Below are 26,161 nucleotides of genomic sequence, written 5' to 3'. Positions count from 1 at the left end.
TTGCTACGCCGTCCCGGGCGGGTCCTCCGCTGAGGCTGGTCGCCCGGTCCTCGCTATGCCCTCCTGGCGCAGCTTGCGGTCCAGCGCCATGGAGAGCTCCGCCTCCACCACGCTCTTCGCCAGTGGGCGCAGTTTTCCCGCGTCCCCCGGCACCGGGTGATCGCGCAGCATCCCCACGAACAGCTCCGCCAACGCGTCCGCGTGTTCGCGCACCCGCCGTCCGGATTCCAGCACCGCCGACAGCGGTACCCCTTCGCGCACGAGAGCGGCGGAGACATCGAGGAGTCGGCGGCTGATGTGGACGAGTGCGCCGCCGTCCACGGCCAGGTAACCCAACTCCAGCGCGCTCGCCAGGTTCTCCGGGGTGACCTCGCCCTGGAAGTGGTCGGCCAACTCCTCCGGGGTGAGGCGCACCGGTGTTTCCTCGGTCGGCTCGCCGAGGCCCAGCACCTCGGCCACATCCCGGCCACTCTCGAACGCCTTGGCCAGATCGGCGATCCCATTCAGGGTGTGGCCGCGTTCCAGAAGCGCCGTGATGGTGCGCAGCCGGGCCAGATGCCGGTCTCCGTACCAGGCGACGCGGCCTGCACGGCGCGGTGGTGGAATCAGGCCGCGCTCTCGGTAGAAGCGCAGGGTGCGCACCGTGATACCGGCCTTTTCGGCCAGTTCCTCCATGCGGTATTCGCGTCCTTCTGCCACGGGGGAACCCTATGTCCTACGGCCGGTAACTCGTTTGGCCCGACCCCTACCGCCCAGTAGGTGAGCTGCTCTACGCTCCCGACTGTGCCAGTAATCGCTGGCAAGGTTCATGGTGTGTGTTCGGTTGTGGCGTTCAGTGGGAGGCGGGCATGGGCCGGCAGAAGCAGGAGCAGCAGCAACATGTACGGGTGGCGGTCATTGGATCGGGGTTCGCCGGCCTTGGCGCCGCCGTTCGACTGCGTCGTGAGGGGATCACCGACTTCGTCGTGTTGGAGCGGGCCGGATCGGTCGGCGGCACCTGGCGGGACAACGACTATCCGGGATGCTGCTGCGATGTGCCCTCGCACCTCTACTCCTTCTCGTTCGCACCCAACCCCGACTGGCCGCGTACGTTCTCCGGGCAGCGGCACATCCGCGCCTATCTGGAGCAGGTGACCGACGCCTTCCATCTGCGCCACCATCTCCGCTTCCACCATGAGGTGCTGAAGATGGTCTGGGACGACCAGGAGTTGCGCTGGACCATCGAGACTTCCCAGGGCACCTACACCGCCGATGTCGTGGTCTCCGCCACCGGGCCGCTCTCCGATCCGAAGATCCCCGACATCCCCGGCCTCGCCGACTTCCCCGGCGCGGTCTTCCACTCCGCGCGTTGGGATCACGACATCGAACTGCGCGGCAAGCGCGTGGCGATGGTGGGCACCGGGGCATCGGCGGCCCAGATCGTCCCCGCCATCCAGCCCCAGGTGGACCGGCTCACGCTCTTCCAGCGCACCCCGCCGTGGGTGCTGCCGAAGGTCGACCGGGAGATCACCCCCGCGGAGCGCTGGCTGCACCGGCAGGTGCCCCTGACCAGGTCGCTGCGCCGTGGACTGCTGTGGGGTGTACGGGAGTTGCAGGTCTCGGCCTTCACCAAGCGGCCCCAGCAGCTCACACTCGTCGAGTCCATCGCCAAGGGGCATCTCGCCAGGACCGTCAAGGACCCGGCGCTGCGGGCGAAGCTCACCCCCGACTACCGCATCGGCTGCAAGCGGGTGGTGCTGTCGAGCGAGTACTACCCGGCGCTCGTCCAGCCGAATGCGGAGGTGGTCGCGTCGGGGCTGGTGGAGGTGCGGGGGTCGACCCTGGTCGCGGCCGATGGCACCGAGGCCGAGGCCGATGTGGTCATCTTCGGCACCGGATTCCATGTCACCGACATGCCGATCGCCGATCGGGTGGTCGGTGCGGACGGCATCACCCTCGCCGAGTCATGGAAGGAGGGGATGCGGTCGCTGCGCGGTGCCACCGCGGCCGGATTCCCCAACTGGATGACCCTCATCGGCCCCAACACCGGGCTCGGTAACTCCTCGATGATCCTGATGATCGAGTCCCAGTTGAACTACCTGGCCGACTACCTCCGGCAGCTCACCGTCCTCGGCGGCCGTACCGCGCTCACCCCCAAACCGTCCGCGGTGACCGCGTGGAACGGCAAGGTGCAGGCCCGGATGGAGCGCACCATCTGGAACACGGGCGGATGCAGCAGTTGGTATCTGGACCCCAGTGGACGCAACACCACTCTCTGGCCCGGGACCACCGGGGAGTTCCGGCGTGTGACACGCGAAGTGGATCTGGCGGAGTACGAGATCGTCCGCAGGCCCACGGGCGCCGACGGAGCGCCGGCGGCCAAGGTGCCAACAGGGGCGTCGGGGGCCGTGGGAGCGAGCCCGTCGGCGGGCGATTCGGTGACCGAGCCCGTGGTCGAGCCCGCGGCTGAGTCGGTGGCTGAGCCGATGGCCAAGGAGGGTGGCGCATGATCACCAGGATGGATCTGGAGGGCCAGGTCGCCGTGGTCACCGGAGCTGCCAGGGGAGTGGGTGAACTCCTGGCCCACAGGCTCTCGGCGCGCGGTGCCAAGGTGGCGCTCGTGGGGCTGGAGCCGGACGGGCTGAAGGGCGTATCGGGCCGTCTTACCGCCGAAAGTGACTGGTGGGAAGTGGATATCACGGACCATCAGGCGATGGAACGGGTCGCCCAGGAGGTCAAGGCGCGGTTCGGCAAGGTCGATATCGTCGTCGCCAACGCAGGGGTGGCGGCCGGTGGGCCGTTCGGTGAATCCGACCCCATGGCCTGGCGGCGGGTGATCGAGGTCAATCTCATCGGAAGTGCCGTGACCGGGCGGGCATTTCTCCCCGTGCTGCGCGAGAGCCGCGGCTACTTCCTCCAGATCGCGTCCCTCGCGGCGATCGCGCCGGCGCCCCTGATGACGGCGTACTGCGCCTCGAAGTCCGGGGTCGAGGCGTTCGCGCACAGCCTGCGGGCCGAAGTCGGCCATCTCGGGGTGCGGGTGGGAGTGGCGTATCTGTCCTGGACCGACACCGACATGGTTCGGGGAGCTGACCAGGACGAGGTGATGCGAGAGCTGCGGCGGCGGCTGCCCTGGCCGGCGAACCGCACCTATCCACCGGGGCCCGCGGTGGATCGCATCGTGGCCGGGATCGAGCGTCGCTCGGCGCATGTGTACGGGCAGTGGTGGCTGCGGGGCATGCAGCCGGTACGGGGATATCTGCCGAGCCTGATCGGGGTGGTGGGGCGGCGGGAGATGAAGCGCTTCGAGCCACGGTTGGCGGCGGTGAGCAGGGGGCTCGTGGGCGCTGGTGGAGCCGCGGACGAGGCTTCGCGCACACAGCGTAACTGATCGAAATGCGAGGGTTGTCCGGTCGTGGAAGAGTCTGAGCCGGGGCCACCCCGGCCCCGCGGGCGGCAACGCCCCGCACTCTCCACACCCCTTTCAGGAGTGACTCACATGGGCATCAAGGACCAGTTCCAGGACAAGGCGCAGGAGCTCGCGCAGCAGGCGAAGCAGGCTGCGGGCAGGGCGAAGGACGAGTCTCCGGAGCGTGGCCGTCAAGGCCAGGAGCGCCGTGACCAGGACCCGGCCCGTCAGGACCCGGCACACCAGAACCCGGCCCGCCAGGAGCCGCCCAACCGGCGTCCCAACCCGGCTGCCTGACCTTTAACGCGCCCAAGGCGCACCCGTCCCCACACGGACGGGTGCGCCTTCGCCGTGCCCGCGGAGGAGTCCCGAAGAGTGGCGGGGGATGACGCCCACACGGCTTGCGCCCGCTCTGGGACCTCCGCCCCCGGCCGCCTGGCGTGGGCGGGAGCCCCAGGAGGTCCGGCACCCGGGCGGGCGGGGCGGTGCCATAGCCCAGCGGACCGGCCGGTGGAATGCTCCCCGGGCCCCAATCCGGGCCCCAATCCGGGCCTGTACCCGACCCTCCGCCCCGACCCTCCGCCCCGACCCTCCGCCCCGACCCTCCGCCCCGGCCCGTCGGGCGGGCCAGCACCACCTACTCCGGACGTGGTTCAGCCGCTGGAGTGAGGTGATCGTGGCGGTAGCGGGGGCCGGCTGCGGTCCGGTACGTGGTCGTACCCGGGCGGGGTGGCGGCGGGCTGCTCCGCCAGCATGTGCAGCGCCAGCCGTACCGCGTCGTCCAGCCCCACATGCCGGCCTTCCGCCCAGTCCAGCGGGGTGCGTAGGGCCTCCAGGTCCGGCTCCACGCCATGGTTCTCGACGGACCAGCCGTACTGCTCGAACCAGGCCGCGTTCATGGGCACGGTGATCACCGTGCCGTCACCCAGCTGGTGGCGACCCGTGATCCCGACCACCCCGCCCCAGGTCCTGCTCCCCACCACCGGCCCCAGCCGCAGCAGTTTGAACGCCGCGGTGATCATGTCGCCATCCGATGATGTCGCCTCGTCCGCCAATGCCACCACCGGACCGCGCGGGGCGTGGGAGGCGTAGGAGACCGGTTGGGCATCACGGGTGAGGTCCCAGCCCAGGATCCTTCGGGTCAGTTTCTCCACCACGAGCTCGCTGATGTGGCCGCCCGCGTTCCCCCGTACATCCACGATCAGCGCGGGGCGGGCCACTTCCAGGCGTAGATCCCGGTTGAACTGGGCCCAGCCAGAACCGCCCATGTCCGGGATGTGGAGATAGCCGCAGGCGCCATCGCTCAACTCGCGTACGACCTCGCGTCTCTTGGCCACCCAGTCCTGGTAGCGCAGCGGCCGTTCATCGACGAGCGGGACGACGGCAACCCGCCGCGATCCGCCCTCAGCGGGGCGGAACGTCAGCTCCACCGTGGTCCCGCCCGCGGCCGACAGCATCGGGAACGGTCCGGCCACCGCATCCACCGGGCGTCCGTCCACATGGGTGATGACCGCGCCCTCACGGATACCGGTGCCAGCCAGCGGGGAGCGGGCCTTGGAGTCGGACGACTCACCCGGCAGGATGCGCCCCACCACCCACTGGCCGTCCCGGCAGACCAGATTGGCGCCCAGCAGACCCATGGGCTGCTGGTAGTGCGGCGGCCCCTCATTGCGTCGGGCGGGGGAGACATAGGCGTGGGATGTGCCCAGTTCCCCGAGGACCTCCCGCAGGAGATCGGCGAACTCGTCCGGGGAGGCGACCCGTTCCACCAGCGGTCGGTACTGCTCCAGCACCGCGTCCCAGTCCACCCCGCCCATCGCGGGCTCCCAGAAGTACGCCCGGATCAGCCGCCCCGCCTCCCCGTAGGCCTGCTGCCACTCGGATGCCGGGTCCACCTCATGCAGAATCCGGCGCAGATCCAGATACACCGTCGAGTCACTGTCACCGGCCTCGGTGGTCGGCACCGCGCGCAACTCGTCCTCGTCCACCACCACCAGCCGGGTGCCGTCCCCGCTCACCGCGAACCAGTCCAGATGGTCGACCAGTTCGATCCGGCGCGCCTTGGAGATGTCGAAGTGCTCCAGAGTGGGCCGGCCCGAGGTGTCGGCCGGGTTGGCGAACGTCTCACCCAGAGCGCCCGAGATGGGCCAGCGCAGCCAGACCAGACCGCCACCGCTGACGGGGTGCAACCCCGAGTACTTGGATGCTGACACCGGGAACGGGGTCACCCGACTCTCCAGGCCCTCGATCTCCACGGTGACCGCGCCCGCCGTCTCATCGGCCCCGGACGGCAGATCATCCAGCGGGTCCAGCCCTCCCGCCGCTGGTCGCCCATCAGGGGAGAAGGCGAACGGCGACGGAGTCGCTGACGACAGCGGTACGAGATAGGGGCGGCACCCGAGAGGGAAGGAGAGGTCACCGGTGTGGACGTCGTAGACCGGGTCGAAACCGCGCCAGGAGAGAAAGGCGAGATAGCGGCCGTCGCTGGTGAAGACCGGGTTCTCATCCTCGAAGCGGCCATGGGTGACATCGACGATCGTCCGGTCCTTGATGCGGGCCAGCTTGATCTGCCGCAGTGAGCGGCCGATGCCGGGCTGCGCCCAGGCGAGCCAGGAACCGTCGGGGGAGAAGGCGAGATCCCTGACCGGGCCGTTGTCAGACCGGATCAACTCGATGACCGCGCCCGATTCAGACTCGATGACCGCGCCCGAGGCGGATCGGGAGTCCGTGCCCGGCTTCGACCCGGAGACCGCACCCGAGGCGGACCCGGAGCCGCCTCCTGGCTCCCCTCCTCCCGCTCCTCCCGCCTCTCCGCCTGGCGTGGCCTCATCGGGGGCCTCCTCCGTAGCGTCGAGCAGCAGCAGCCGACCGTCGTGCGAGGCGATCGCCAGCCGCTCGCCCTCCGGGTCCGAGACCAGTTCCAGCACGCGCCCGAGCGCCCCTGAAGCCAGCCGCCGCGGCGCCCGATCCCCGCTGGCCCGCGGCAGATAGGCGACCTCGATCGCATCCTCGCCCGCGGCGTCGGTGACATAGGCGACCTGCCCACCCGTACCCAGCATGACGGGCAGCCGCACCCGTACGCCGGGGGTGTCGACGATCGTGCGGGCGGGGCCGTCGCGATGGGTCAGCCAGTACAGACTGCCGCGTACGGACACGGCACTGGCCCGGCCCGTGGTGTCCACCGAGATCGCGTCCACATGGTTGGCGGCGGGCACCTGGTAGGGACGCCGACCGGCGCGGGTGCCCCCGAGCCGTACGGCCAGTCTGCGCGGCACCGCGTCCGGCGCGGTCAGATCGTCGGCGATCCACAACTCACCCGCGCACTGGTACACCACCCGCTGGCCATCGCTCGAAGCGTGGCGGGCGTAGAAGGCGTCATGGTCGGTGTGTCGCCGTAGATCGGTGCCGTCGGGCAGACAGGAGTAGAGATTGCCGATGCCCTCGTGGTCGGAGAGGAAGGCGATCCGGCCGGCGACGAACATCGGGCTGTCCAGATGGCCGTTCAGTTCGGGCAGCAGCCGTTCGCCGTGCAACCAGAGCCGGCCCGTCGCGCCGCCCCGATAGCGCTTCCAGGAGGCGGGCTCATGCGGCGGCTTGCCCGTGAGCAGCAGGGTGCGGCGGTCGCCGTTGGTCCCGCTGATGGCGATGTCCGCGACCGGCCCCCACGGCAGCTTCGCCCCCGGAGCACCGTCGACGGGCACGCTGTAGGCCCAGGAGAAGTACGAGAAGGGCTGACTGTGTGAGGAGACGGCCAGGATCTGGCACTGCCCGTCCTGATCGGGGGGTGCCCAGCCGCAGACCCGGGTATCGGATGAGCCCCAGTGGCTGAGCCGTCGCGCGGGGCCGCCTTCGACCGGGGCGAGTTGGATCTCGGGATCGAGGCTGCGCCAGTTGGTGTAGGCGATATGGCGGCCGTCGGGGGAGAAGCGGGGGTGCCCGATCCTGGTCCGGTCCACGGTGATCCGCCAGGCCCGCCCGGGCTGCTGGCCTTCCGGGACCAAGGGGGCGATCCAGAGATCGTCCTCGGCGGCGAAGCAGAGGAGATCGTCATGGATATGGGGGAACCGGAGGTACGCCACATCATCGCTCACTCCCCCCATGCTTTCCGGATGCCGGGGCAGCGGCAACTCGTGGCGATGGGGAACTGATGCACGGTGACCATCCTGGTGGGCGGCCCCCACCCGTCGGGTTCGCTGATGCGCTCGCGGGGCCCACCATCGCTGATCGGTGTACGGGTGCGATGCGCTGCCCGGGTGCGATGCGCTGTGCGGGAGCGTCGGCTCCACGCGGTCCACTCAGGCGACGCGCTCGGCTCCACGCGATCTGCTCAGGCGATGCGCCGGCTCCACGCGATCTGCTCAAGCGATGCGCAAGGTCCATGGGGTTCGCTCAAGGGGGCGAGTTCGGGCGGATGCTCCTCCTCGTCGGCACCTGGCTTGTTCGGTGGCAGCGGCTGGAAAACGCGCGTGACTCAGAACACAAGCGAAACGGTTTCGTTTCGCGCGGCTGGCTGGGGTAAATTTGCTGCTGTACGAAACCGTTTCGTTCGGCTGGTGGGGGGAGGTCCGTCATGTCGCGTAGCCGGTTGACCCCCGAGCGCGAGGCAGAGCTGTACGACGCCGTGCTCGATCTGCTCCGCGAGGTGGGCTACGACTCGCTGACGATGGACGCCATCGCCGCCCGGACCCGATCGAGCAAGGCCACCCTCTACCGTCAGTGGCACAGCAAGCCCGAGCTGGTGGCCAGGGCCCTTCAGCAGACCAAGCCGCCGGGACTCGATGAGATCGACACCGGTTCCCTGCGGGGCGACTTCGAAGAGATCCTGGCGCGTTCAGACGATTGCCAGTTGGAGCGGGATGCCGCGTTGATGCGGGGTCTGCTCCAGGCCGTCCATGACAACCCCGATCTTCACGCGACCCTGCGCAAGCAGCTGATCGAGCCCGAGAAATGTGAGCTTGACGCCATCGTGCGTCGGGCCGTGGAGCGGGGAGAGATCCGCGCCGGCAATCCCGCGGTCGAGTTCGTTGCTCATATGCTGCTCGGAGCGTTCTTCGCCCGGCAGATCATCGATGATCAACTGCCGGACAAGGCCTACACCCTGCGGTATATCGATGCCGTGGTACTTCCGGCGCTGGGGGTCTGATGATGCTCCCCGCGCTCTGCCTGCCCGTTGGAAAAGCTTCGGTAGGGGTTCGTCCCGCACCGGTTGGTTCTCCGACATCCAGCACGGCTCCGCGTCCTTCCCCGGGCGCACTGGCCGCCCCGGCGGCTCGGTCCGGTTCCGTGCTGCCCCGCGCTTCCCAGCCGTGTTCCCCGCGGCCGGATTCCGTTGAGCCCTGCCCCACAGGGCCTGACTCCACCTGGCGGTCGGTGCGCTGGCACTCTCCCGCCCGGCTGCGCTGCCAGCGATGTCAGCGCTGCCGCTCTGGTGAGTCCTGTCGATTCTCACCGTGCTCCCCAGCCCCCCGGTCTCGTAGCTGAACCGCTACTGAACGAGTCCGGAGTCCCTCCCCAGGACGCCTTCCCGACCCCCACCCCTTCCCCGGGAACCCCACCCTCCGCTCAGGCACTACCCGTATCACCTGACGCGCGCCGCTCTCGTCGTCGGGCCGGCTCCCCATGCCCTTTGCCATCTCACTCAATGGGAGTAAGCCCTCGTGGCCACGTTCCTCTACAAACTCGGACGGCTCGCCTTTCGGCGTCGCCGCATAGTCGCCCTGCTGTGGGTAGCCCTGTTGGTGCTCGCAGGGGTCGGCGCGTCCGCCGCGCCCAAGCCGACCGACGGCTCCTTCGCCATGCCGGGTACCGAGGCCCAGAAGGCCTTTGACCTCCTTGAGGAGCGCTTCCCCGGCGGAAGCGCGGACGGCGCCACAGCGCGAGTGGTCTTCAAGGCCCCGGCCGGTCAGAAGATGACCGACGCCAACCACAAGACGCAGGTCAATGAGGCGGTCGCGGAGCTGAAGGCCGGCTCCCCCCAGGTCACATCCGTCACCGACCCGTACCAGGCCGACGCGGTCTCCGAGGACGGCTCGACCGCGTACATCTCGGTCAGCTACAAGGTCAACTCCATGGAGTTGACCGATGACACCCGTGACGCGCTGGAGAAGACCGGCGAGGAGGCGAAGACCGCCGGTCTGACCGTGGAGATCGGCGGTGACGCCTCCATGGCGGAGCCGGAGACCGGTTCCGCCGAGATGATCGGTATCGCGGTCGCCGCGGTCGTCCTGGTCATCACCTTCGGCTCACTCATAGCCGCCGGTCTGCCGCTGATCACCGCGCTCATCGGCGTCGGTATCGGCATCTCGTCGATCACCGCGCTCGCCAAGACGCTCGACCTCGGCACCACCACCTCCACCCTGGCGATGATGATCGGCCTTGCCGTCGGCATCGACTACGCACTCTTCATCGTCTCCCGCTACCGAGCCGAACTCGCCGAGGGCCGAGACCGGGAGGAAGCGGCGGGACGCGCGGTGGGAACCGCGGGTTCCGCGGTGGTCTTCGCCGGTCTGACCGTGGTCATCGCCCTGGTGGGCCTCGCGGTCGTCAACATCCCGATGCTCAGCAAGATGGGCTTCGCCGCGGCGGGCACGGTCGTGATCGCCGTGATCATCGCCATCACCCTGATCCCCGCCCTGCTCGGCTTCGCCGGTGACAAGGTGCTGGGTCGCAAGGCCCGCAAGACGGCCAGGGCCGACAAGAAGATCCTGGCCGAGGGCGGCAGCCCCAACCGGGCCGCCGAGAAGCCGAACGCAGGCGTCCGCTGGGCGCGCTTCGTACTGCGCCGCCCGGTCGCCGTGCTCCTTGCGGGTGTGATCGGGCTGGGGGTGATCGCCATTCCGGTGGGGTCGCTGAAGGTCGGTCTGCCCGACGAGGGTTCTGGATCCACCGAGTCCAGCCCGCGCCGCGCCTATGACCTGCTCTCCGAGGGCTTCGGTCCCGGTTTCAACGGCCCGCTGACCCTGGTCGTGAACGCGAAGGGCAGCGAGGACCCGAAGGCCGCGGTCGACGAGGTCGCCGACACGGTCGAGAAGCTGAAGGGCGTCGAAGCCGTCGTACCGGGGCCGCTGAACAAGGCGGGCGACACCGGGCTGATCACGGTCGTCCCCAAGGACCGACCCAGCTCGGTGCAGACCGAGGATCTGGTCCATGAGATCCGGGACTCCCGCGGCGAGTTGAGGTCCGACACGGGCGCCGAGGTGCTGGTCACCGGTGCGACCGCGATGAACATCGACTTCTCCCAGCGGATGAACGACGCGCTGATGCCGTATCTCGCCCTGGTCGTCGGACTCGCCTTCCTGCTGCTGGTGCTGGTCTTCCGATCGATCCTGGTGCCACTGAAGGCGGCCCTCGGCTTCCTGCTCTCCGTCGTCGCAGCGCTCGGCGCGGTCGTCGCGGTCTTCCAGTGGGGCTGGCTCGCCGATCTGTTCGGTGTGGAACAGCCCGGCCCGATCATGTCGATGATGCCGATCTTCATGGTCGGCGTGGTCTTCGGTCTGGCGATGGACTACGAGGTCTTCCTGGTCACCCGGATGCGTGAGGCCTATGTCCATGGCGAGCGGCCCGCCGAAGCCGTGGTCACCGGCTTCAAGCATGGCGCCAGGGTGGTCTCCGCAGCCGCGGTGATCATGATCGCGGTCTTCGCGGGCTTCATCGGCTCCGGCGAGCAGATGGTCACGATGATCGGCTTCGGCCTGGCGATCGCGGTGTTCTTCGACGCCTTCGTGGTCCGGATGGCGATCGTGCCCGCGGTGCTGGCGCTGCTCGGCCACAAGGCGTGGTGGTTGCCGCGCTGGCTGGACAAGGCGCTGCCCAACGTCGATGTCGAGGGCGAGAAGCTGCACAAGCAACTGTCGGCCTCCTCGACGGGTGGCGATGAGGACCGCGAGCTGGCGCGCGTCTGACGCACCGGCGGACCTCCCGCACCGGCACGGCGGATACGGGCCGGCTCACCTCCTGGATGGGTGATCCGGCCCGTATCCCAGGGCAGTTCGGAGCAGCACCACTCATGGATGTACCGAACCCCGGCTGTGCTGGAACGACAGCTGTACGTACTCAACCCCGGCTGGGCTGAAGCGGCGGCGAGCCTTGGCTTGACCGTGTCAGAGCAGGTCCGTCGCAGCTCCGTCGCAGCTCCGTCGCAGGTCCGTCGCGGTTCACGGCAGCAACTGGCATCGCGCCCGACCAGGGCCTGTCACCCGGTGGCCGCGTTCACCGCCCCTGAGGCGGGGACGCGGCCACCGGTGCGAGCGGGGTGCGGGCAGTGTCGCAGTGTCAACGAGTGGTGGTGGGCACTGCCTCATAGGTGTGGGTCAGAAATCGACTCAGGGCGGTGGTGTCGAACTGAAGGACCGCCACCCCATCCGCGCTGTGGAACTCCACCACCGACTGCGCCCGACCCGCTGGCCAGACCTCGACGTCGCCATCGCGGATGGGCGAGGTCAGGCCCGTCTCCAGCACTTCCCGGGGAAACGTCCAGTCGCGCCCGCCGGGGAAGGAGAACCGGACCGTGGCGGGCTCATCGCCCGGTTCGTAGCAGAGCGCGATGCGCACAGGCCGGTGCTGAGGAGCATCGGTGACGATTCTGGCCCACGCGTGGTCTTCGACTGCGGCGGCGGACATGGCGCGCTCCTCGCATTCGTCCTCTTTATTAACCAATGTTGCATATTTCCGCTCAATGCTCGACCTATTGCGGGGCCCGCACCCTTTTGGTCATACATGCGCTCTTGCAAGCCATGTGCAGTAGGCCCACTATCGACGGGCAGCCCTTCTCGTCTGTCCGATGCGGAGCCAGCCATGCATGTGCCCGACGGATTCATCAATGCTCCTGTATCGGTGGCGGCAGGTGTGGTGGCGGCTGGAGCCGTTGCCGTCAGCCTCCGCGGTGCCCGCCGTGAACTGGCAGGGCCTGCTCACGCCGGCGGTGTCGTCGGCGCCGAACGCACGGCGCCGCTCGCCGGTCTGGTCGCCGCGTTCATCTTCGCCGTACAGATGTTGAACTTTCCCGTAGCGGCCGGGACCAGCGGACATCTGCTCGGTGGTGCGCTCGCCGCGATCCTTGTGGGCCCCTACACCGGGGTGCTCTGCATAGCCGTCGTCCTTCTGATGCAGGGCATCCTCTTCGCGGACGGCGGGCTGACCGCTCTGGGCGTCAACGTCACGATCATGGGCGTGGTCACCGCGGCCCTCGCCTATGCGCTGTTCCGCGGGCTGCTCGCGGTGCTGCCCGGCGGCCGGAGATCGATCGCCGCCGCCACTTTTGCGGCCGCCCTGGTCTCCGTACCGGCGTCCGCCGCCGCTTTCACCCTGCTGTACGCGATCGGAGGCACCACTGAGGTGCCGATCGGCAAGGTGCTGGCGGCCATGGTGGGTGTCCATGTGCTCATCGGCATCGGCGAAGCCGTGATCACCATGCTGACGGTCGGCGCGGTCATCGCCGTGCGCCCGGATCTGGTCTACGGGGTCAGGGGACTGCGTCAGCCGCTGAAACTCAGGGTCGACGGAAAGCTGGTCGACGCTCCGACCGACAGTGCGCCGGCGCCGGCCCGCTCGCCGCGCAGGATCTGGCTGGCCGGGCTGGTCTCCGCGCTCGTCCTCGCCGGCTTCGCTTCCTTCTACGCCTCGGCCCACCCGGACGGTCTGGAGAAGGTCGCATCGGACAACGGCATCGACAGGAAGATCGAGGAGCATGCCGCCGCCGACTCGCCGCTGGCCGACTACGGCATCGAGGACATCACCAATGCGCGAATCTCCGGTGGGCTCGCCGGTGTGATCGGCGTTGGCGGGACCGTTGCCGTCGGTAGCGGTGTCTTCTATCTCGCGGCCCGCCGTCGAAGCACCCAGCAGAGTTCGGACGCAGCTCTCGGCACACCGTCGCCAACAGGAGCGGCGGAGGGCGATCCGACGCAGTCCCCGCCATGGAGCGGTGCACAGCCACAGGCCAGCGGTACCGGGACCAGTGTTACGGGGAGCAGCGTTACGGGGAGCGGTGAGGCCAAGATCAGCAGTACCGGATCGAGTGGCACTGGATCGGGCGGCACTGGTTCGGGCGGCACTGGTTCGGGCGGTGGGGAGTCCGGTGGTGTGGGATCGAGCAGTGCGCCGAGTGGTGGCGGTGCGCAGAGCGGCACTCTGAGCCCGGGGCAGCCGAACCGTCAGCCGGATGGCGGACGGGAGTAGGCCAGTGGGTGCCGGACACAGCCACAAGCTCTATCGGCGGGGTCACTCACCCGTGCACTCGCTGCCCGCGCACTGCAAACTCATCGCGGCCTTCTGCTTCGTCCTCGCGGTGGTCTGCACCCCGCGCGAAGCGATGTGGGCCTTCGCCGGATACGCCGCGCTGCTCGCCGTGGTCGCCGCGGTGGCCCGCATCCCGCCCGGCTTTCTGCTGAGCCGACTGGTCATCGAGATCCCGTTTGTGGCGTTCGCCCTGCTGATGCCGTTCGTGGTGCCCGGCGAGCGGACAACCGTCCTTGGGCTGTCGGTGAGCGTGCCCGGACTGTGGGGCGCCTGGAACATCCTCGCCAAGGGGACTCTGGGCGTGGCGACCTCGGTGATCCTGGCGTCCACCACCGAGCTACGGTCCCTGCTGCTGGGTCTCCAGTGGCTGAGGCTGCCGCCGCTGCTCGTACAGATCGCCTCCTTCATGATCCGGTACGGCGATGTGATCGCCGATGAGATGCGGCGGATGTCGATCGCCCGCCGCTCACGCGGCTTTGAGGCGAGAGGAGTGCGGCAGTGGGGTGTGCTCGCCAAATCGGCGGGCGCGCTCTTCATCCGCTCCTACGAACGGGGTGAGCGGGTGCATCTGGCCATGGTCAGCCGTGGATACACGGGGGTGATGCCCGTGATCGACGAGGTGCGGGCCTCCCGTACCCAGTGGGCGCACGCCGCGACCCTTCCCCTCGCCGCCCTCGGCGTCTGCCTGATGGGATGGACCCTTTGACCGCCCCTGCTCCTTCCCTCGATGTGCGAGGACTCGCCTACGCCTATCCCGACGGCCATCAGGCGCTCTTCGGTGTCGATCTCACCGTTGAACGCGGCGAACGGGTCGCGGTCCTCGGCCCCAACGGGGCGGGTAAGACGACCCTTGTCCTCCATCTCAATGGCATCCTCGGCGGCGGGGTCGGCACCGTGTCGGTGGCCGGTCTCCCGGTCTGCCGGGAGCATCTGGCACAGATCCGTCGCCAGGTCGGCATCGTGTTTCAGGACCCGGACGACCAGCTGTTCATGCCCACGGTCCGCGAGGATGTGGCCTTTGGGCCCGCCGCTTCCGGACTGCGCGGCACTGACCTGGAGAAACGGGTGGCCGCCGCCCTGGAGCGGGTGGGTATGGCCGCCTACGCGGACCGTCCGCCGCACCACCTTTCGTATGGGCAGCGGCGGAGGGTCGCGGTCGCCACCGTGCTGGCGATGGAGCCCGAGATCCTGGTGCTCGACGAGCCGTCGTCCAACCTTGACCCGGCGTCCCGACGCGAACTCGCCGACATTCTGCGGTCCTTGGACGTCACCGTGCTGATGGTGACCCACGATCTGCCGTATGCGCTGGAGCTCTGCCCGCGTTCGGTCGTCCTCAGCGAGGGTGTGATCGCGGCGGATGGGCCGACCCGGGAGTTGCTCGTCGATGAGGAGCTGATGCGGGGGCACCGGTTGGAGTTGCCGTTCGGCTTTGATCCCCGGTTCGTCCCCGTGGCGCAGAGAAGTTCGCCACAGAAGCGCATCTAGTAAAGCTTGACTACTATCAGGTGGTGGGTTACCTTCGACCTTGTAATCAAACTTGACTAAAGCGGGTGGCTCCCGCGGATGGAGTGACCCATGCCTGTTGTTCTGCCTGACACCGGATACACGCCCACGGCTGAGGACCGGGAGAGCCTGGCCGCCTGGTTCGCGGAGTACGACGCCCGGAGCGCCAAGCGGGCCATCGAGCGCATGGCCGACATGGCGGTCTTCCCGCTCAATCTGGTGAGCGATGACTCAGCGGGAAACGCCCGGTCGGCGCAGTGGGATCGGCAGCGGTTCGTGGAGACCATGACCGCGGTGATGGGCGAGGGCGATGAGGACATCGCCTTTGAGTCGGTACGCACGCCCGTCTTTCTCTCCGCCGCGATGGCCGTGGTGTTCACCGACTCCACGATGACGGCACAGGGCCAGACCCAGCAGCTGCGGTACGCGGACATCCTGCTGAGGCGGGATGGTGTGTGGGCGTTTCAGACGATGATCCAGGGCGGCTGGGGGGACAACCTGTAGCTTCCGGACCCTCGGGGCCGCACCGATGGCTGACCGCGCCGGCCCCTCGCCCAAGGGGCCAGCGGTGGGCCGTCCTCGGCGCGGACGCGCTCCGGGGACGGGCGGCAATCGCCCTTGGGGACGAAGGCGCCTCGCCCGGGGTCGCCGACCGCTCAGGCCCCCTTCTGGGACGCCGGCGGCTCACAGCACTTCGACGTCGGGGAGATAGCCGATCTCCACCACAACCGCCGCGAGCTCGCCGGATCGGCCGCGCCCGAGCCAGACGGGGTAACCACCGTCGCCGCTGGTGGCAAAGGACACCAGGTCCGCGGCTGACGCTTCAACGGTCGTCCGCGCAAACCCATCCGAGAGCCGCTCGACGCCATGGAGTCCCCTTCCCCTCTGCTCCTCACGGAAGGGTTCACAGAGGGCCGGCCAAGCGACGCCGTCGGCGAAACCACCCCCGGCGACATCCGTGGCGAACCCGTAGGCGTGGCCATCGCGCAGAATCCTGGTGTCCTCACCCGCGGCCAGCCCCATCTCCCAGCGGGTCACCGGCTCATCACGGACCCGCAGCCTGACCGCGGTCGAATCCTCCGTCTCCACATGCTCACCCATGAAGTCGTACTCATAGCCGACCCAAGCGCTTTCCACGGCATAGCTGCCCGGAGGGATCCGCACCGTCAGCTCGCGCCCCGAACCGGTGGCGGGGCAGTCGACGACAAGGCGCACGCTGGGCACGCGGACCGTCCCCACCTCGCGTACCTCCAGTACGGTCATCGGTTCGTAGCTCGTCGACAGTCGGGTGCCCGGGCGGAAGAGGGCGTCCAGATGGTCCGGTGGTGTGGAACGTGGTGGGAGCCACTCCTGCGTCGGCTCGGCCATCTGGTCGCCCTCTTCATCCGCGTCCGGGGCCTCCCGGTCCTGAAAGACCAGCGGTCCGCTCAACCCCTGGCGCTCGGCGGTGAACGGGTGCCATCTCGTCCAGGTGGTGCGTTCAGCCGCCGCCAACCCTCGCGATGAGTCGGCTGTCAGCGCTGGCGCACATCAGTGACCTCGGTTCCATGCCCGGGCGGCGAGCGGGCGGGCGGGTCCGCTGTGTTGCCCAACGGAGTGGGGGGCGGGGTCCGCTGTGTTGCCGTACCGGCGCACGGGACGGTGACACGACCACGCCGAGGCGTTGGGTTCCACGGCCGTACGCACGGAAGTCCGCAGCAGGCAGGACCTCCTGAAGCTCCTCGTAGGAGTACCGACGAGCCACCCAGGGGCCCTGTTTCCCCGTGCGGACACGGCGGAACCCGGCCAGGGCCCCTGGTCGACCCGATGGCCTCGCCGATCGGTCAGCGGGAGCGCGCTGGGGGTCAGGCCCCCTTTCCGAAGACAAGCACCTCCGTGGAGGCGATGCCCATGGGCGCCAGGAAGCTGGCCTCCAGGGTGCAGCCGAGGGTCGCGAAGAGGTCAACGCATGTCCGGCGCGGCATGGCGGCTGGGTAGGAGCCGTGCCCCGCGCCGCCCTGCGTCGCCCAGGTGCGTACCGCGGCCGGGTCCAGGCAGGTCTCCGTCATGACGTCGAAGACGATCCGACCACCGGGTCGCGTGACACGTGCCATCTCGAAGAAGTAGCGGGAGGCGCAGAGGAAGGTCACGGTGTTGAAGACCTTATGGGCCTGAACGAGGTCGACGCTGCCGTCAGGTGTCGGAGCCAGACTGCTTCCCGCGGTCGGTTGGGCGACCACGCCGAATGTCTCCACCAGGTAGTTTGCCCAGGGCGCCGCCGTCTCGTAGATCTCGTAGCGGCCTGGTGAGCACTCCTTCAGCGTCTTCTCCAGATACCGTCCGGACCCGGGGCCGATCTCCAGCACCGTGTCCGGCTTCGCGGCGAAGACGCCGAGAGCGCTCAGCTCGTCGATGGTGGACTGGGTGGCGCCAGGCGTCCCGTTCATGACCTGGTCGATATGGTCACCGACCGACAGACCGGCCGCCCGTGCGGCCCGCATCGTCGCCTCGAACGGGATGAAGTCGTCGACGCCCCCCAAGTTGTTGGTGCTGCGCACGATGTCGAATCCAGCCCGTCCCAAGAGCCGTTTGGCCCCCGACTTCAAGACTGACGTGCTCCTGCCTGCTGCCCTCATGAGGCATGCCCTCCAGGTCGTCTGCACCCTCGGTGTCAGCCCAGGATCGCGGACAAGGACACGGGCGCGCAGCGAGACGGCGAATTCGCAACGCGGCCGTCGGAGCCCGGTCCACGACACGGGGGTCGCCCGCCTGATATGTGCTCTTCAGGTAAGGCTGGTTGTCGATGCTCGGCGGCTGGCGCGGAAGTCCCGGCCAGCACCTCGATCACTCTCGCCCGACCCCTGGACCGCGCCAACGCACTCTGCGCCGCGACCGGCACGACCCGCACCCGAGCGACTTCCTCGCCGACCGTGTCCCAGCCCCCGCACCGATGGCACCAGCCATCTCCACCGGCGAGTACGAGCAAACGGATCACTTTCGGAAGGCGGACTTCTCAGGCGGGCTGCCGGGGCATGGGTGGGTGCCGGGTGGTGCGGGCGTGGAGGAACACGGCGGCGGTGGCCGCGGCAGCGGCGATGGCCAGCGCGGTCAGCGCGGTGACGGTCGCGGTGTCCGGGGAGGTGAGGGGCTGGGCGCGGTGGGCCTGCCCGGTGATCTCCCGCGGGTCCACGGCCAGCCCTACCGGAGCGGCCACGGTGATCAGGCCCGAGATGGCCCCGACGGCGACCAGCGGCCGGTTGACCACCCCCACCTTCCGCACCAGGGCTCGCGGCCCGGAAACCTCCACCACGACTCCGCCATCCCTCGGCGATGAGACTGCTGTCCCATGTTCCCGACCGGAAAAGTCAACCGGCCGTCCGCCCGGCACGGCGGTCACCCGACCGGGCCGCGGACCCCCGCCACCCGGCCCACTCGAACGCCAACGCCGGGCCCTTCACCGCCCGCGCACCCACCGCGGAGTCTCAGGGTGTAGTGGTCATTGGCCCACTCGGCCGTCGATACGCTCCCGCAGCAGGTCGGCGTGGCCGCAGTGCCGCGCGTACTCCGCGATCTGCGCCATCAGGACGTTGCGAAGCTGCTCATGGCCACCGGGGTCGGCACCGAGATCGGAGAGCCCGGCGTTCTGGCTGCCGAGGTCGGTGACGCCGGACAGATACCGGTCGGTGAGTTCCACCTCTGTCCGCCACTGCCGCCAGGCATCCTCCACGACCGCCGGATCGGCGATCGCGCCGTTGAAGTCGCCGTCGCGGTCATCGTCGGTGCGGTACAGCTTCGGCGCGTCCTCACCGGCCATCACCCGGCGAAAGTGTCGTTCCTCCTCGGTCAGGTGCCGCACCAGCCCGAGCAGGGACATCGTGGACGGCGGTACGGAGCGCATGGCCATCTGTTCGGCATCAAGGCCCGCGCACTTCATCTCCAGGGTGAGGCGGTAGTGACGCAGGTGGTCGAGGAGGAAGCCGCGTTCATCGACAGCCTCGACAACGGACTCGCGCGGGTCGTCGTCCGGATCGACCCACATGTCGCGGTGGACGGTGGACCGGGTCCATCGATCCGCCGCCGGTTCCTCGCTGTGCTCTCCCCAGTCCATGCGGGCATCGTCACGAGCGTCGGCACGGTCCGCCACCGATTTTTGGCGCATCCGCGTCAGCGAGCGGCCCGTCCGCCGCCCCTGCACGGAGTCGGCCCGTGCTTTCCCACCTCGAACGCGGGTCGAGGCGGTCGGGCTCCCGGCCACCGTCTCGATCCAGCCCGCGAGCGGCGTTCCCCCGCGGCCGTTGCACCATGGTGGGAGATCAACAGACGCGGGAGAGTGGGCACAGTGGACGTCCGGGGCACGGTGGCGGAGGGATTTCAGGCGGTCGAGGATGCGTTCCAACGCAACTTCGAGCAGCGCGGAGAGCGCGGGGCGGCCATCACCGTCTACCGGGACGGGCACAAGGTCGTCGACCTCTGGGCCGGTACCCGCGATGTGGACGGCGACGAGCCCTGGGCGGTGGACACCGCCCAAACCGTCCGCTCGGTGACCAAGGGCGTCGCGGCCGCGGTGGTTCTGCTGCTGCATCAACGAGGACAGATCGACCTGGACGCGCCGGTCGGCACCTACTGGCCGGAGTTCAAGGCCGCCGGCAAGGAGAGGGTGCTCGTACGGCATCTGCTCGCGCACCGCGCCGGGCTGGCGGCGATCGACCGCCCACTCACCCCGGCCGAGGCGATCGACGGCATCAGCGGCCCTGCGGCGATGGCCGCACAGCGACCCGCGTGGGAGCCGGGCACCGACCATGGTTACCACCCCCAGACCTTCAGTTGGCTGATCGCCGAACTGGTCCGCCGCGTCACCGGTCGCACCATCGGCCGCTGGGTCGCCGAGGAGATCGCCCGCCCACTCGACCTGGACTTCTGGATCGGGCTACCGGCGGAGGAGGCCCACCGGGTCGGGCGCATCGGCCCCGTACCCGAACCGCCTGCCGCCGCCGGTGGCGGGCTCAATCTGCGCCCCAAGCGCTCGGTGTCCGAGGCCTACCGAGACCCGGACTCCCTCACCCGCCGTGCCTTCGGTGCGATCCACCCCCTCCCCGACGAGAACGATCCCGACTATCGGGCCGCCGAACTGCCCGCATCGGGCGGTATCTCCACGGCCCGCGCGCTCGCCCGCTTCTACGCGGCGACCATCGGCGAAGTCGACGGCGGCCGAAGGCTGTTCGCGCCGGCCACCCTGACTCTCGCCCGTACCGAGGAATCGGCCGGTCCGGACCGAGTCCTGATCGTGCCCACCCGGCTCAGCCTCGGCTTTATGCTCCACGGCGCGGCGGCCCCACTTCTGGGCCCTGCTTCCTTCGGCCATCCCGGACGCGGCGGCTCACTGGGCTTCGCCGACCCGGCGTCGGGCATCGCCTTCGGCTATGTGACCAACGGACTACGCAAGGGAGTTACCGCGGACCCGCGTGCTCAAGCGCTGATCAGAGCGGTACGTTCGGTGCTATGAACACTGCGCTGAAACGTTTCGAGGGGTATGGCGTACTGATCACGGGCGGGGCCCGAGGCATCGGCGAGGCCACCGTGCGCCGGTTCGCGTCGGAAGGCGCGCGGGTACTGATCGCGGATCTGGACGAGGAAGCGGCGAGGCAGACCGCGGAGCGGATTCCCGGCGCGGAGTACCAGCGCTGCGATGTGGGCGACCGCGCCCAGGTGGAAGCGGCGGTGGCATCCGCCGTCGAACGCTTCGGCACCCTGGACGTGTTGGTCAACAACGCCTTCGCGGCCTCGCACGACCTGGGAGTGGACCGCTTGTCCGACGAGGACTGGAACCGCGACCTCGACATCACCCTGACCGGTGCGTTCCGCTGCGCTCGGGCCGCACTGCCGAGCCTGGCCGCGTCGGGGCGTGGAGCGATCGTCAACATCGGCTCTATCAACGCCGAACAATCCTTCGGCGGCCACGCCTACAGCGCCGCCAAGGCCGGCCTGGCCTCGCTCACCCGCACCCTGGCCGGTGAGGCGGGCCCCCAGGGCGTCCGCGTCAACCAGATCAACCCGGGCACCATCCGCACCCGCAACTGGGAGGGCCGCGAGAAGGTCATCGCGGCACTCGCGGACATCTACCCCCTGGGCAGGGTGGGCGAGCCGGAGGATGTCGCCTCCGCGGTGGCGTTCCTGGCCTCCCGGGACGCATCGTGGATCACGGGGACGACGCTGCGGGTGGACGGGGGAGTGCTGGCGGTGAACACCACGTTCAACAGGGCGATTCTGGAGGCAGAGGCAGAGGCGGCCGAAGTCGGGTAGCGGATCGGACGGATGCGGCCGCACGGAGGCGCTCCGTCGGCCGCAATCGCCCCAGATCCGGCCGGAGCGCCCCTGGTGACAGCACCCCCGCGGGAGCAACCTGCCTTCTCCGGGCCGGTTGTCGGTCTGGACTACCGCGATGCGGGGACTTCGGCGGATGGCAGTGTGCGTGTGAGTTGTTCGGACCGTCGCATCAGGCCGTCCTCGGTGAACTCGGCGAAGAGGTGCACCTGTGTCGAGACAGGGCCGCTCTTGCGCATCCGGGCGTGAATCGTGAAACGGGCCGCGATCCGGGTGCCGTCCGCGATCGCTTCGTGCACCTCGAAGCGGAACTCGACCACGTTCCTTCGAACCGGCCGGAGATGTGCGAGCAGCCGGTCCCAGTCGAGCCGCACCCCGTCGGCGTACTGGACGACATCGCGGGTGTGGTACCTGGACATCACATCCACGGGCTCCTGCGCACCCTGAACCACGGCCTCGGTGAAAGTGGTGAGGAAATCGGCGATGAACTGCTCGGGAGACTGTGTTTCAAGAGGCTTCACGCGGCTCCTGCCAGCAGGGCGGGGCATGCGCCCCCAGCAATCTCAAGGTGACCCGCGACAGGAACCGCCATCGGTGGGGATGGGTGGTGTGCTGTCCCTGCAACGATGCTCACGTGGTGTTCTGCACCCCTCAGAACGCAGGAACAGAGGCGAAGAAGATTGACTCCTTCATCAAGAGGCACAGTGGGCACGCGTGATTGGTACTTCACCCTGCACCTCCAGAAGAAGCTGACACCGGAGCAGGGCAGACACGCTTGACGGGCTCGATCGCTTTTGCGACGGGCGCATCAGCCGTGTGGAGAATCCGGGACACACGAGGTTCAGTTGCCTCTTCGAGGCTGAAACCCTGACTGAGGCGATCGCGGAGGCGTTGAACCTCTTCGAGGATTTCCCAGGGGTCTTGGTTCGCAGTGTGGAACTGGACTGGATCGCTCTGGATGAGAACGGCATGGCGACTCCGGCCGTGGTCCCCGCGCCGCCCCCGGTGGAGGCGGCTCCTTCGTCGTCGTGACGCCAGCAGACAGCCCCGCTTCCTCGGGTCAGGGGAAGCGGGGCTGTTGTGTGTGCGGTCCTACTGCTCGCTGGACCGGGGCGAGTGCGACCAGCCCTACCCAATCATCGGCGTGAAGCATCAGTATGGGGTCGGATACGTTCTTGCAGTGCGTATCTAGGCCTTGGTCTCGAAGGCCTTCAGCCCTTGGTATACCTCACGAAGGTCTGGGGCTTCCGGGAGTTTCCGGGCCTCAACGGCCTTGACGACTTCCAGTGCACGCCAGTGATTTGATGGGACGATACGGCCGGACAATATGGCCCGCTGTGCTGAGTTGCACGCCTCATCCAGCCGGTCACCACCGAGCAAGGCCAATGCCAGATCGATATTTGCGGAGGCGACCCGACGTGGCCATTTTTCAATGTCCTCAGCGGGGGTGAGTCGCGCGATGACTTCCCGCGCGTACTTCTCAGCCGCTGGATCTCCGACCCATGCAGGCGTTGTTGCTGTGTAGGCCGACGACTTACCGGAACAGCCCCTGGGGCTCCGCGGCGCCAACCACCCCTCACCCCGCCCGCAGCATCAACCCGATCCCCACCACCATCAGCCCCGCCGCCACCAGTCGTGGCCCACCGAAGCGCTCCTTGAAGAACAGTGCCCCTATCGCCGCGCCCGCGATGATCGAGGACTCCCGTAGGGCCGCGACCGTCGCCAGCGGGGCTCTTGTCTGGGCCCACAGGACCAGGGCGTACGCGATCATCGACAGGACCGCGCCGAGGAGGCCGCGGGCCGCGTAGGGGCGCAGTCGGGGCAGGAGCTGTCGGCCGTGGGCGGCGAAGGCGTAGAACGGGATCAGGGCGCCCTGGAGCAGGGTCAGCCAGGCGATGTAGCTGAGCGTCGATCCCGAGGCCCGGACTCCGGCGCCGTCCACCACGGTGTAGGCCGCGATGGACAGGCCGGTCGCCAGTGCGGCCAGTAGGGCGGGCCAGTCGGGTCGGGTGGTGGAGCCCTTGATGCCCCACAGCGCGATGCCCAGCAGGCCGGCCGTCGCCGTGACCATGCCCGCCAGTTGCCAGCCGGACAGCTGCTCGTCCAGGAAGGCGGCGGCGAGGAGGAACACCACCAGGGGTGCCGTGCCGCGGGCGATGGGATACATCTGGCCGAAGTCACCGAGGCTGAAGGACTTGAACAGCAACGCCTGGTAGCCGAGGTGCAGCAGGGCCGACGCGATGAGGTAGGGCCAGGCTTCCGCCTGGGGCAGCGGGGTGAAGCAGACCATGACCGCACCGACCAGTGCCGAACCGCCGACGAGCAGGGTGAAGGCGGCGAATCGATCCTTCACCGCGTGGGCCATGGCGTTCCAGGTGGCATGGGTGATCGCCGCCAGGAGGACCGCGGCGGTCACCAGAGGTGTCATGCGCTGTGCTCGCGTACGTCCACCAGTGCGCCGCCCGCGTGGGCGATCAGGGCCTTGGGGTCCATGGCGAACACGGTGTGCGGGGTCCCCGCCGCCGCCCAGACCACATCGTGGTTGAGCAGGGCGCGATCGGCCAGCACCCGGGTCTCGGTGGCGTGGCCGAACGGAGGTACGCCGCCGATGGCGTACCCCGTGGTCGCGCGGACCAGATCGGCGTCCGCGCGACCCACGGAGAGGGCGCCCAACTCCTCGCGTACCCGCTCCACATCCACCCGGGACGAGCCGTCCATCAGGACGAGCACCGGCTGTCCGTCCGCCGCGAAGATCAGCGACTTGACGATCTCGCTCACCCCGCAGCCGATCGCCGCCGCTGCCTGGGCCGCCGTACGGGTGGCGTCCGGGAAGCGGCGGACCTCGACTTCGAGTCCCAGCGTGCGCAGGGCCTCGGCGAAACGGGGGTGGGCTTCGGTATGGGGAGAGGTCATAACCGCACGTTAGCGGTAGTCGCGCAGGGTATGGGAAGGAAATTCCCGGTGGAGAGCCCCGACGGCGCCTGGTATCACGGGGTGATGGCGGGTCAGCGTGCGTTCAGTACCCGGGCCACTGCCGGGCCCGCCGCTTCCCCGCCCCGGCCACCTGACTGGACCACCGCCGCGACGGCCAGATCGCCGGCGTACGCGGTGAACCAGCTGTTGGACTTGCCCTGTCCGTCCACTTCCGCCGAACCGGTCTTCGCGCCCTTGCTCCCCGGCACCGACGCCATCGAGGCCTGGCCGGTGCCGTGCTGCGCGGTGGCCGCCATCATCTCCCGTAGGGCGCTCGACATGCCGCCGGGCATCCGCTGGGCGGTGGCCAGTTGCCGGTCGTCGAGCGAGGCAGGGACCAGGACGGGCTGGCGGAAGCCGCCGTTCTGCACGGTGGCGGACACCGAAGCCATGGTGAGGGCGTTCATGGTGATCCTGCCCTGCCCGATGTACGAGGCGGCCGTCTCGGTGCCCGTCGACTCGGGCACCTTGCCGTCGAAGCTGGCCACGCCCGTCTTCCACTCCAGCCCGATGCCGAAGTACTTGCGAGCGGTCGCACCCAGCGCCGTACCGGACTCATCGCGCTCGTCGAGCGGCTTCACCGCCTTGATGAAGGTGGTGTTGCAGGAGCGCAGGAAGCTGTCCTTGAAGGTGCTGTCGGTGAGGGAGAAGCCTTCGAGGTTCTCAAACGTCCGGCCCATCCACTGCACGGTCGAGGGGCACTCCACCTTGGAGCCCGGGCCTTCGACGATGCCCTTGTCCAGCATCATCGCGGCGGTGACGATCTTCATCGTGGAGCCGGGCGCCTGGGCGCCCAGCATCGCCGTGTTGTAGCCGCCGGCGGGGCTGTTGGCGACCGCCCGGATCTCTCCCGTACTGGGTTTGATCGCCACCAGCGCCGCCGAACCGTGTTGTTTGACCGCCGCTTCGGCCGCTGCCTGCACATCCGCGTCCAGCGCGGTGCGGAGCTTGCCCGGGGTGCCCTTGCTCAGGGCCAGCAGGGTCTGATCGGCCGCGTTGGGGTCAGTGGAGGTGATGACCAACTCAACGCCCGGGGTGCCGCCCGCGAGTTTGCCGTACTTCTTTCGCAGGGCGTCCAGCATCGGCCCCAGCGAGGGGAACTTCTCCCGGATGAGTTCGCGTCCCTGGTGGTCCACCGCAGTCACCGGCGGGGCCGTCACCGGTCCGGTCCGCAATGTCCTGCCCTTGGTCAGTGCGGGGTGCACCAGGGTCGGTGCCCACTCGACCAGGGGCTTCCCGGTGGTCAGCCCGCGGACGACCTGGAGGTAGGAGGAGTAGGACCAGGGCTTGGTCACCTTCCCGTGCCGCACGGTCGCCCGCACCGTGAACGGCACCCTGGCGCCGGTCGGCGCCTGAGGGGTGATCACGGCCTTGGACACCTTGGCCGCCGAGCGGAACTCACCGAGCAGGGGCTGGGCTTCGACCGGGTTGTTGGTCAGTTGTGCCGCGGCCGCGGCATCACCCGAGGCCCAGGCGGCGAGGAAGGCCTTGGACGCCTCGTCGATCTCGGTGGCGTCGGGGGGTCCCGTCTTGCGCTTGGCCGATGCGGTTGAGGTGGATTCACCGTCCTCCCCGTCGAACAGCACGGTGTAGCCGCCGTATCCCACCCCCGTGGCCACTAGCACGAACGCACCGCCGATCACGGCGACCTTCACTCCACTGCGCATGGTGTGCAGTTCCTCCCCGGAATTCTCTTGAACACGTTCAAGAAGAAGGTGTCGCTTGCACCCTACGGGACGTCGCCGAAGTGTCCGGGGACTG

The 26,161-nt window shown here is 68.9% G+C and carries 21 protein-coding genes and 2 pseudogenes; 12 read left to right on the top strand and 11 right to left on the bottom strand.

Going from position 1 to position 26,161, the window contains the following annotated elements:
- Positions 1–3: 3 nt before the first annotated feature.
- Positions 4–675, bottom strand: coding sequence for a MerR family transcriptional regulator (locus NBG84_RS17205; protein WP_250920380.1), 672 nt, complete (start codon positions 673–675; stop codon positions 4–6).
- A 173-nt stretch (positions 676–848) separates the two neighbouring features.
- On the opposite strand from NBG84_RS17205, the gene NBG84_RS17200 reads away from it, so the two are divergent.
- The 3 genes from NBG84_RS17200 to NBG84_RS17190 all read left to right on the top strand — a co-directional run bounded on the left by NBG84_RS17200 (position 849) and on the right by NBG84_RS17190 (position 3,685).
- A complete protein-coding gene (locus NBG84_RS17200) occupies positions 849–2,489 on the top strand; it encodes a flavin-containing monooxygenase (protein WP_250920349.1) in 1,641 nt (546 codons plus the stop codon).
- On the top strand, positions 2,489–3,370 hold the full coding sequence (locus tag NBG84_RS17195) for an SDR family oxidoreductase (RefSeq protein ID WP_250920379.1): 882 nt from the start codon (positions 2,489–2,491) through the stop codon (positions 3,368–3,370). Before NBG84_RS17200 ends, NBG84_RS17195 begins: the two co-directional genes overlap by 1 nt.
- 108 nt (positions 3,371–3,478) lie before the next feature.
- Positions 3,479–3,685 (top strand): hypothetical protein, encoded by a 207-nt coding sequence (locus tag NBG84_RS17190; RefSeq protein ID WP_250920348.1) that lies wholly within the window; start codon positions 3,479–3,481, stop codon positions 3,683–3,685.
- Positions 3,686–4,041: 356 nt separating this feature from the next.
- Here NBG84_RS17190 and NBG84_RS17185 read toward each other — a convergent pair whose 3' ends face one another.
- Positions 4,042–7,479 carry a S41 family peptidase gene (locus NBG84_RS17185; RefSeq protein WP_250920347.1) on the bottom strand — a complete coding sequence of 1,146 codons (3,438 nt, stop codon included), beginning with the start codon at positions 7,477–7,479 and terminating at the stop codon, positions 4,042–4,044.
- A 479-nt stretch (positions 7,480–7,958) separates the two neighbouring features.
- Between NBG84_RS17185 and NBG84_RS17180 the strand changes: the two genes are divergently transcribed.
- Together NBG84_RS17180 and NBG84_RS17175 are read left to right on the top strand one after the other, a co-directional pair.
- Positions 7,959–8,531, top strand: coding sequence for a TetR/AcrR family transcriptional regulator (locus tag NBG84_RS17180; RefSeq protein ID WP_250920346.1), 573 nt, complete (start codon positions 7,959–7,961; stop codon positions 8,529–8,531).
- 514 nt (positions 8,532–9,045) lie between these two features.
- Positions 9,046–11,289: an MMPL family transporter gene (locus NBG84_RS17175; protein ID WP_250920345.1), complete on the top strand. Its 2,244-nt coding sequence runs from the start codon at positions 9,046–9,048 to the stop codon at positions 11,287–11,289.
- A 370-nt stretch (positions 11,290–11,659) separates the two neighbouring features.
- Here NBG84_RS17175 and NBG84_RS17170 read toward each other — a convergent pair whose 3' ends face one another.
- Positions 11,660–12,007, bottom strand: coding sequence for an SsgA family sporulation/cell division regulator (locus NBG84_RS17170; protein ID WP_250920344.1), 348 nt, complete (start codon positions 12,005–12,007; stop codon positions 11,660–11,662).
- Positions 12,008–12,181: 174 nt separating this feature from the next.
- Between NBG84_RS17170 and NBG84_RS17165 the strand changes: the two are divergent.
- The 4 genes and pseudogenes from NBG84_RS17165 to NBG84_RS17150 form a co-directional block, all read left to right on the top strand.
- Positions 12,182–13,255: pseudogene (locus NBG84_RS17165) on the top strand (energy-coupling factor ABC transporter permease); the annotation flags it as partial.
- 313 nt (positions 13,256–13,568) lie between these two features.
- On the top strand, positions 13,569–14,330 hold the full coding sequence (gene cbiQ / locus NBG84_RS17160) for a cobalt ECF transporter T component CbiQ (protein WP_250920343.1): 762 nt from the start codon (positions 13,569–13,571) through the stop codon (positions 14,328–14,330).
- Entirely contained in the window at positions 14,318–15,109 is a 792-nt protein-coding gene (locus NBG84_RS17155) for an energy-coupling factor ABC transporter ATP-binding protein (RefSeq protein ID WP_250920342.1), read from the top strand. The genes cbiQ and NBG84_RS17155 overlap by 13 nt, the downstream gene beginning before the upstream one ends.
- A 90-nt stretch (positions 15,110–15,199) precedes the next feature.
- Positions 15,200–15,631, top strand: a complete 432-nt coding sequence (locus NBG84_RS17150; RefSeq protein ID WP_250920341.1) for a nuclear transport factor 2 family protein — start codon at positions 15,200–15,202, stop codon at positions 15,629–15,631.
- 180 nt (positions 15,632–15,811) lie between these two features.
- On the opposite strand, the gene NBG84_RS17145 is transcribed toward NBG84_RS17150, so the two are convergent.
- The 4 genes from NBG84_RS17145 to NBG84_RS17130 all read right to left on the bottom strand — a co-directional run bounded on the left by NBG84_RS17145 (position 15,812) and on the right by NBG84_RS17130 (position 19,214).
- Entirely contained in the window at positions 15,812–16,621 is an 810-nt protein-coding gene (locus NBG84_RS17145; protein ID WP_250920340.1) for a DUF4241 domain-containing protein, read from the bottom strand.
- A 350-nt stretch (positions 16,622–16,971) separates the two neighbouring features.
- Positions 16,972–17,742, bottom strand: coding sequence for a methyltransferase domain-containing protein (locus NBG84_RS17140; RefSeq protein WP_250920339.1), 771 nt, complete (start codon positions 17,740–17,742; stop codon positions 16,972–16,974).
- 377 nt (positions 17,743–18,119) lie between these two features.
- Positions 18,120–18,413, bottom strand: coding sequence for a hypothetical protein (locus NBG84_RS17135; protein WP_250920338.1), 294 nt, complete (start codon positions 18,411–18,413; stop codon positions 18,120–18,122).
- Between the two features lie 189 nt (positions 18,414–18,602).
- Complete coding sequence (locus tag NBG84_RS17130) at positions 18,603–19,214, bottom strand: DinB family protein (protein WP_250920337.1); 612 nt, start codon at positions 19,212–19,214, stop codon at positions 18,603–18,605.
- Between the two features lie 231 nt (positions 19,215–19,445).
- Here NBG84_RS17130 and NBG84_RS17125 point away from each other — a divergent pair, with 231 nt between their 5' ends.
- Together NBG84_RS17125 and NBG84_RS17120 are read left to right on the top strand one after the other, a co-directional pair.
- Positions 19,446–20,609 carry a serine hydrolase domain-containing protein gene (locus NBG84_RS17125; RefSeq protein ID WP_250920336.1) on the top strand — a complete coding sequence of 388 codons (1,164 nt, stop codon included), beginning with the start codon at positions 19,446–19,448 and terminating at the stop codon, positions 20,607–20,609.
- Complete coding sequence (locus NBG84_RS17120) at positions 20,606–21,406, top strand: SDR family NAD(P)-dependent oxidoreductase (RefSeq protein WP_250920335.1); 801 nt, start codon at positions 20,606–20,608, stop codon at positions 21,404–21,406. The genes NBG84_RS17125 and NBG84_RS17120 overlap by 4 nt, the downstream gene beginning before the upstream one ends.
- Positions 21,407–21,537: 131 nt before the next feature.
- Here the strand turns inward: NBG84_RS17120 and NBG84_RS17115 are convergent, their stop codons facing one another.
- Positions 21,538–21,948, bottom strand: a complete 411-nt coding sequence (locus tag NBG84_RS17115) for a nuclear transport factor 2 family protein (protein WP_250920334.1) — start codon at positions 21,946–21,948, stop codon at positions 21,538–21,540.
- A 183-nt stretch (positions 21,949–22,131) separates the two neighbouring features.
- Between NBG84_RS17115 and NBG84_RS17110 the strand changes: the two are divergent.
- Positions 22,132–22,459: pseudogene (locus tag NBG84_RS17110) on the top strand (hypothetical protein).
- A 544-nt stretch (positions 22,460–23,003) separates the two neighbouring features.
- On the opposite strand, the gene NBG84_RS17105 reads toward NBG84_RS17110, so the two are convergent.
- The 3 genes from NBG84_RS17105 to NBG84_RS17095 all read right to left on the bottom strand — a co-directional run bounded on the left by NBG84_RS17105 (position 23,004) and on the right by NBG84_RS17095 (position 26,067).
- On the bottom strand, positions 23,004–23,855 hold the full coding sequence (locus NBG84_RS17105) for an EamA family transporter (protein WP_250920333.1): 852 nt from the start codon (positions 23,853–23,855) through the stop codon (positions 23,004–23,006).
- Entirely contained in the window at positions 23,852–24,340 is a 489-nt protein-coding gene (locus tag NBG84_RS17100; RefSeq protein WP_250920332.1) for a YbaK/EbsC family protein, read from the bottom strand. The genes NBG84_RS17105 and NBG84_RS17100 overlap by 4 nt, the downstream gene beginning before the upstream one ends.
- Before the next feature lie 92 nt (positions 24,341–24,432).
- Complete coding sequence (locus NBG84_RS17095) at positions 24,433–26,067, bottom strand: penicillin-binding transpeptidase domain-containing protein (protein ID WP_250920331.1); 1,635 nt, start codon at positions 26,065–26,067, stop codon at positions 24,433–24,435.
- Between the last annotated feature and the right edge of the window lie 94 nt (positions 26,068–26,161).

Origin of the sequence: Streptomyces albipurpureus (assembly GCF_023701525.1) — a bacterium.
Lineage (GTDB): Bacteria > Actinomycetota > Actinomycetes > Streptomycetales > Streptomycetaceae > Streptomyces > Streptomyces albipurpureus.
This window is presented reverse-complemented; position numbering and strand designations above follow the sequence as displayed.